Annotated in this window: 5 protein-coding genes; 4 read left to right on the plus strand and 1 reads right to left on the minus strand. The window is 73.4% G+C overall.

All coding sequences use genetic code 11. The features are described from left to right. Position 1 precedes the first annotated feature (1 nt). From IMZ35_RS10725 to IMZ35_RS10735, 3 genes are all read left to right on the plus strand, one after another. On the plus strand, positions 2-1,915 hold the full coding sequence (locus IMZ35_RS10725; protein WP_199440817.1) for an ATP-binding protein: 1,914 nt from the start codon (positions 2-4) through the stop codon (positions 1,913-1,915). Further along, entirely contained in the window at positions 1,912-3,072 is a 1,161-nt protein-coding gene (locus IMZ35_RS10730; RefSeq protein WP_199440818.1) for an acyl-CoA dehydrogenase family protein, read from the plus strand. The genes IMZ35_RS10725 and IMZ35_RS10730 overlap by 4 nt, the downstream gene beginning before the upstream one ends. Positions 3,073-3,345: 273 nt before the next feature. Next, complete coding sequence (locus IMZ35_RS10735) at positions 3,346-4,551, plus strand: S8 family peptidase (RefSeq protein ID WP_199440819.1); 1,206 nt, start codon at positions 3,346-3,348, stop codon at positions 4,549-4,551. Positions 4,552-4,613: 62 nt separating this feature from the next. On the opposite strand, the gene IMZ35_RS10740 is transcribed toward IMZ35_RS10735, so the two are convergent. Next, positions 4,614-4,922 carry a hypothetical protein gene (locus IMZ35_RS10740; RefSeq protein WP_199440820.1) on the minus strand — a complete coding sequence of 103 codons (309 nt, stop codon included), beginning with the start codon at positions 4,920-4,922 and terminating at the stop codon, positions 4,614-4,616. A 212-nt stretch (positions 4,923-5,134) separates the two neighbouring features. Here IMZ35_RS10740 and IMZ35_RS10745 point away from each other — a divergent pair, with 212 nt between their 5' ends. Then, positions 5,135-6,088, plus strand: a complete 954-nt coding sequence (locus tag IMZ35_RS10745; protein ID WP_199440821.1) for a sporulation protein — start codon at positions 5,135-5,137, stop codon at positions 6,086-6,088. Positions 6,089-6,236 lie beyond the last annotated feature (148 nt).

Here is a 6,236-nt window from a genome sequence, read left to right on the forward strand (position 1 = left end):
CGTGATCACCCGACTGCTCGTCGCCAACCGCGGCGAGATCGCCCGCAGGATCGTCCGGACGTGTCGCGAGCTCGGCGTGGGGACCGTCGCGGTGTTCTCCGACCCCGACGAGCACGAGCCGTTCGTCGCCGAGGCCGACCTGGCGGTGCGGCTGCCCGGCGCGACCCCCGCCGAGACCTACCTGCGCGGGGACGCGATCGTCGCCGCGGCGACGGCGGCGGGCGCGGACGCCGTGCACCCCGGTTACGGGTTCCTGTCGGAGAACGCCGACTTCGCCCGCGCCGTCCTCGCCGCAGGGCTCACCTGGGTCGGCCCGCCGCCCGACGTGGTCGAGGGCATGGGCTCCAAGATCGCTGCGAAGCAGCGGATGGCCGCCGCCGGCGTGCCCGTGCTGCCCGAGCTGGCGCCGCAGGACGTCACGGCGGCCGACCTCCCGCTGCTGGTCAAGGCGTCCGCGGGTGGCGGCGGCCGGGGGATGCGAATCGTGCGGTCCCTCGGCGAGCTGGCCGATCAGCTCGCCGGTGCCCGCCGCGAGGCGGAGTCGGCCTTCGGCGACGGCACGGTGTTCTGCGAACCGCTGCTCACCGCCGCGCGCCACGTCGAGGTGCAGGTCCTCGCCGACGAGCACGGCACCGTCTGGGCGCTGGGCGAGCGCGAGTGCTCGATCCAGCGCCGCCACCAGAAGATCGTGGAGGAGACGCCGAGCCCCGCCGTGGACGAGGCGCTGCGCGCCCGGCTGTGCGACGCGGCCGTCACCGCCGCCCGCGCCGTCGGCTACGTCGGCGCGGGCACCGTGGAGTTCCTCCTCGACGAGCGCGGCGCGTTCCACTTCCTGGAGGTCAACACCCGGCTTCAGGTCGAGCACCCGGTGACCGAGCTGGTGTTCGGCCTCGACCTGGTGGCGTGGCAGCTCGCCGTCGCCGAGGGCGCGGCGCTGCCGCCGGAGCCGCCCGAGCCCTCCGGGCACGCGATCGAGGTCCGCCTGTGCGCCGAGGACCCCGCCTGCGACTGGCGTCCCTCCACCGGCACCCTGCTGCGCTTCGACGTCCCCCTCGTGCCGGGCGTCCGGCTGGACAGCGGCGTGGAGACCGGCTCCGAGGTCGGGGTGCACTACGACCCGATGCTCGCGAAGGTGATCGCGTGGGCCCCGCACCGGCACGCGGCGGCCCGCACGCTGGCCGCCGTCCTGCGCGGGACGCGCGTGCACGGTCTGGTCACCAACCGGGACCTGCTCGCCGACGTGCTGAGCCACCCGGCGTTCCTCGCCGGGGACACGCACACCGGCTTCCTCGACGAGCACGGTCTCGCCGGACCGCGTCCGGCGCACGACCCGCGGATCAGCGCGCTGGCCGCCGCGCTCGCGCAGGCCGCCGGGCGCCGCCGCGGCAGCCACCTGCCGAGCGGCTGGCGCAACGTCGTGTCCCAGCCGCAGCGGGTCTCCTACCTGGTCGGCGACGACACCGTGCGCGTCGAGTACCGGCACACCCGCGACGGCGTGCTCACCGACGTGCCCGCGCACGTCGTGTCGGTGCGGTCCGCCGGTCCGCAGGAGCACGAGGTCGTGCTGGAGCTGGCCGGGGTGCGGCACCGCTTCGCCGTCGCCCTGCACGGCGACCGCGCCGAGGTCGACTCCCCCCTCGGGGCGGTCTCGCTGCTGACCGCGCCGCGCTTCCCCGACCCCGCCGAGCGCGTGCTGCCGGGAGCTGCGGTCGCGGTCGTGCCCGGCACGGTCGTCCGGATCGGCGTCGGCGAGGGCGACCGCGTCGCGGCCGGGACCGAGCTGCTGGTGCTGGAGGCGATGAAGATGGAGCACCGGGTGCTCGCGACGACGGACGGCACCGTCGCGGAGGTCCGGGTGCGGCGGGGGGACCAGGTCGACGCCGGAGACGTGCTGATCGTCGTGGAGGAACAGTGAACGCGTTCATCGAGACCGAGGAACGGCGGGCGCTGCGCGCGGCCGTCGCCGCCCTGGGCGCCCGCTACGGGCACGAGTACTTCACCGCGAAGGCCCGCGCGGGGGAGAAGACCGCGGAGCTGTGGGCGGAGGCCGGTGCGCTGGGCTACCTCGGCGTGTCCGTCCCCGAGTCCTACGGCGGCGGTGGCGGCGGCATCGGGGACCTGGCCGCCGTGTGCGAGGAGCTGGCCGCCGCGGGTGCGCCGATGCTGCTGATGGTGGTGTCCCCGGCGATCTGCGCGACGGTCATCGCCCGCTTCGGCACCGACGCGCAGCGCGCGCGCTGGCTGCCGGGGTTCGCCGACGGCACCACGAAGATGGCGTTCGCGATCACCGAGCCCGACGCGGGCTCCAACTCGCACCGCCTCGCCACGGCCGTGCGCCGCGACGGCGACGAGTGGGTGCTCGACGGCGGCAAGCACTACATCTCCGGCGTCGACGAGGTGGAGGCGGTGCTGGTCGTGGCCAGGCACGTCTCCGCGACCGGTGAGCGGCTCGCGCCGTCGCTGCTGATCGTCCCGACCGACGCGCCCGGCTTCACCTTCCGGCCCGTCGAGATGGACCTCGTGTCCCCGGAACGGCAGTTCACCTGCTTCTTCGACGGTGTGCGGCTGCCCGCGGACGCGCTCGTGGGCAGCGAGGACGCCGGTCTCGCGCAGCTCTTCGCCGGGCTCAACCCCGAGCGGATCATGGCGGCCGCGTTCGCCACGGGCGTCGCGCGCCGCGCGCTGGCGCAGGCGGCGGACTACGCCCGCACCCGCGAGGTGTGGGGCACGCCCATCGGCGCGCACCAGGGCCTGGCGCACCCGCTGGCGGCGTGCGCGATCCAGATCGAGCTGGCCAGGCTCATGACGCAGAAGGCCGCCGCGCTCTACGACTCCGGGCAGGACGGGGCGGCGGGGGAGGCGGCGAACATGGCCAAGTACGCCGCGGCGGAGGCGTGCGTCGCGACCGTGGACCAGGCCGTCCAGGTGCACGGCGGCAACGGTCTCGCCACCGAGTACGGGCTGGGCTCGCTGCTCGGCGCGTCCCGCGTCATGCGCATCGCCCCGGTGAGCCGAGAAATGATCTTGAATTTCGTCGCTCAGAACACGCTGAAACTGCCGCGCTCCTACTGACGGCGTGTCTCGAAATGCGTTCCACACACGACCGGGGAGATCGTCAACATCTCTCACCGGCCGGGAAGTCGCAGGTCAAACGTACTTTTAACATTCAAACCAAACTGGCAATTCTTCCTGCTTTCACCCGTTCGTGTCCTCTGTTTAGCTCAGTGACAGCAAGCGAGGGTGCAGTTGCCCTGGGTGATCATCGTCCACGTCTCCACTCCCGCTCCCGAGCCCTGCAAGGCGTCACGGGGAGCGGGCGGAACTGTTCGAGAACAGGAAGCACGCATGGGACAGTCACGCAAGATCCGATTCCTGGCCGGCGCCGCGGTGGCCTCCACCGCCACCATGTCCCTGATGGCCGGGACGGCACAGGCGGCCGAGGGTGAGATCCGGGCGGCCGACGCGACCGAGAAGGTCGCGGACAGCTTCATCGTGAAGTTCAAGGAGAACACCGGCGCCGTCACCTCGGCCGCCGACACCAGCAGCAGGGCCACCGGGCTCGCCAGCCGCTTCGGCGGCCGGGTCGACCGCGTGTTCCCCAGCGTGCGCGGCTTCAGCGTCACCCTGTCGGAGAAGCAGGCCAAGCGCCTGGCCGCCGACCCCGCCGTGGAGTACGTCGAGCAGAACCAGGTGTTCCGCACGACCGCCACGCAGACCAACCCGCCGTCGTGGGGTCTGGACCGCGTCGACCAGGTGAGCCTGCCGCTCAACCAGTCCTACAGCTACACCACGACCGGCTCCGGCGTGAACGCCTACGTCATCGACACCGGCGTGCGCATCAGCCACTCCACCTTCGGCGGCCGGGCCCGCAACGGCTACGACTTCGTCGACAACGACGCCGTCGCCCAGGACGGCAACGGCCACGGCACCCACGTCGCCGGCACCATCGCGGGCAGCCAGTACGGCGTCGCGAAGGCCGCCACGGTCTACGGCGTCCGCGTGCTGAACAACTCCGGCAGCGGCACCACCGCCGGTGTGGTCGCGGGCATCGACTGGGTCACCGCCAACGCCGTCAAGCCCGCCGTGGCCAACATGAGCCTCGGCGGCGGCGCGTCCACGACGATCGACGCCGCCGTGCGCCGCTCGATCGCCGCGGGCGTGACCTACGCGGTGGCCGCGGGCAACAGCAGCACCAACGCCTCCAGCACCTCCCCGGCCAGGGTGACCGAGGCCATCACCGTCGGCGCCACCACCAGCACCGACGCCCGCGCCAGCTACTCCAACTACGGCTCGGTGCTCGACATCTTCGCGCCCGGCTCGTCGATCACCTCGTCCTGGAGCACCAGCGACTCGGCGACCAGCAGCATCTCCGGCACGTCGATGGCGACCCCGCACGTGGCCGGTGCGGCGGCGCGCTACCTGCAGTCCAACCCGTCCGCCACGCCGGCCCAGGTCTCCAGCGCCCTGGTGAGCGGTGCGACGAGCGGCAAGGTGACCAGCCCCGGCAGCGGTTCCCCGAACCGCCTGCTGCACCTGGCCCCCTCGGCCTGATCCCCGCCCGTTCGACGCGACGGCCCCGGCCACCAGGCCGGGGCCGTTCCGCGTCGAGGGGGTCAGCTGCCGCCCACGACCAGCACCGCGCCGGTCATCATCGCCACGGTCACCACCAGGCCCACGTACGGCCACGCCACCCGCGGGCCGCGCCGCGCGCCCACCCACGTCGCGAGCACGCTCACCAGCGCCACCGCCGGGATCGCGACGAACGCGACCACCGTCCCCGCCCGCCCGTAGGCGCACGCCCCGGACGTCGCGCCGGGCTCGCAGGCGCCCATCGGTGTGAAGCCCAGGATGCCGAAGAACACGCACAGGGCCGTCACGATGCCCAGCAGCAGACAGCCGACGAGTGCGACGGCGTTCCTCAACGAAGTCCTCCCGGTGCTCGTCGGGCGGGGCGCCGGGAACGAGCGCGACAGCGCTCGGAACGTCCGGTCCCGCACCTCCGGGCGATCGTAGCGGGATCGTCCCCCGTGCTCCGACGTCCGTCGTGTGGGCGATTTGTCCGGACCAGCGATGATCTAGGCTCGCGCTCGTCCGACCATCCGGTCTCGACAGCAGAGTGGGAGAAGGACCAAGCATGGTCTTCAAGAAGTTGCTCGGTGCGCTGGGCGTGGGCGGCCCCTCCGTGGACACCGTCCTCGCCACCCCGCGGGTGCAGCCCGGCGGCGTGGTCACCGGCGAGGTGCGCGTCACCGGCGGAACGCAGGACGTGGAGATCGAGCACGCCGCCCTGGGCCTGCTCACCAGGGTCGGCGTCGAGCACGGCGACCACGAGGGCGACCGCACCGTGGAGTTCCACCGCGCCGTCGTCGCCGGTCGCTTCCGCCTCGCCGCGGGACAGGACCAGGTGATCCCGTTCTCCCTGCCACTGCCGTGGGAAGCGCCCGTGACCGAGGTGCTGGGACAGCACCTGCACGGCATGAACCTCGGCGTGCGCACGGAGCTGGCGGTGGCGAAGGCCGTCGACAAGGGCGACCTGGACCCGCTCGCCGTCGTGCCCCTGCCGTCGCAGCAGCGCGTGCTGGAGGCGTTCTCCCAGCTCGGCTTCCAGTTCCGCAAGGCCGACCTGGAGCAGGGCCGCATCCACGGCGTGCACCAGGAGCTGCCGTTCTACCAGGAGATCGAGTTCTACCCGCCCCCGCAGTTCGCCGGGTCGCTCAACGAGGTCGAGCTGACCTTCGTCACCAGCCCGCACGAGCTGGTCGTGGTGCTGGAGGCCGACAAGCGCGGCGGCTTCTTCAGCTCCGGTCAGGACGCGTTCGGCCGCTTCCACGTCCCGCACGCCGAGGCGATGAGCACCGACTGGGCCTCGCTGATCGGCGGCTGGCTCCAGCAGGTCGGCCAGCGCCGTCAGCAGTTCGGCGGCGGCCACGGCGGGCACCGCGGCGGCCACGGCTACGGCGGCCACGGCGGGCACCACGGCGGCGTGGGCGGCATGGCCGCCGGCGCGGCGGCCGGGTTCGTCGGCGGCATGGTGCTGGGCGAGGTGTTCGAGGAGGCCGGCGAGGAGTTCTTCGGCGAGGAGGAGTAGCGCCGGTCGAGCGGGCGCGGGGGGGGGGGCCGCCCCCCCCCCCCCCCCCCCCCCCCCCCCCACAAAAGAAGGCCCCCCCCCCGCAAGGCAAGAAAGGGCGCCGGCCCCACCCAACCCCGGGGGCAGCCCACGGGGCACCAACCCCACA

The organism is Umezawaea beigongshangensis, assembly GCF_016464305.1.
GTDB classification, from domain to species: domain Bacteria; phylum Actinomycetota; class Actinomycetes; order Mycobacteriales; family Pseudonocardiaceae; genus Umezawaea_A; species Umezawaea_A beigongshangensis.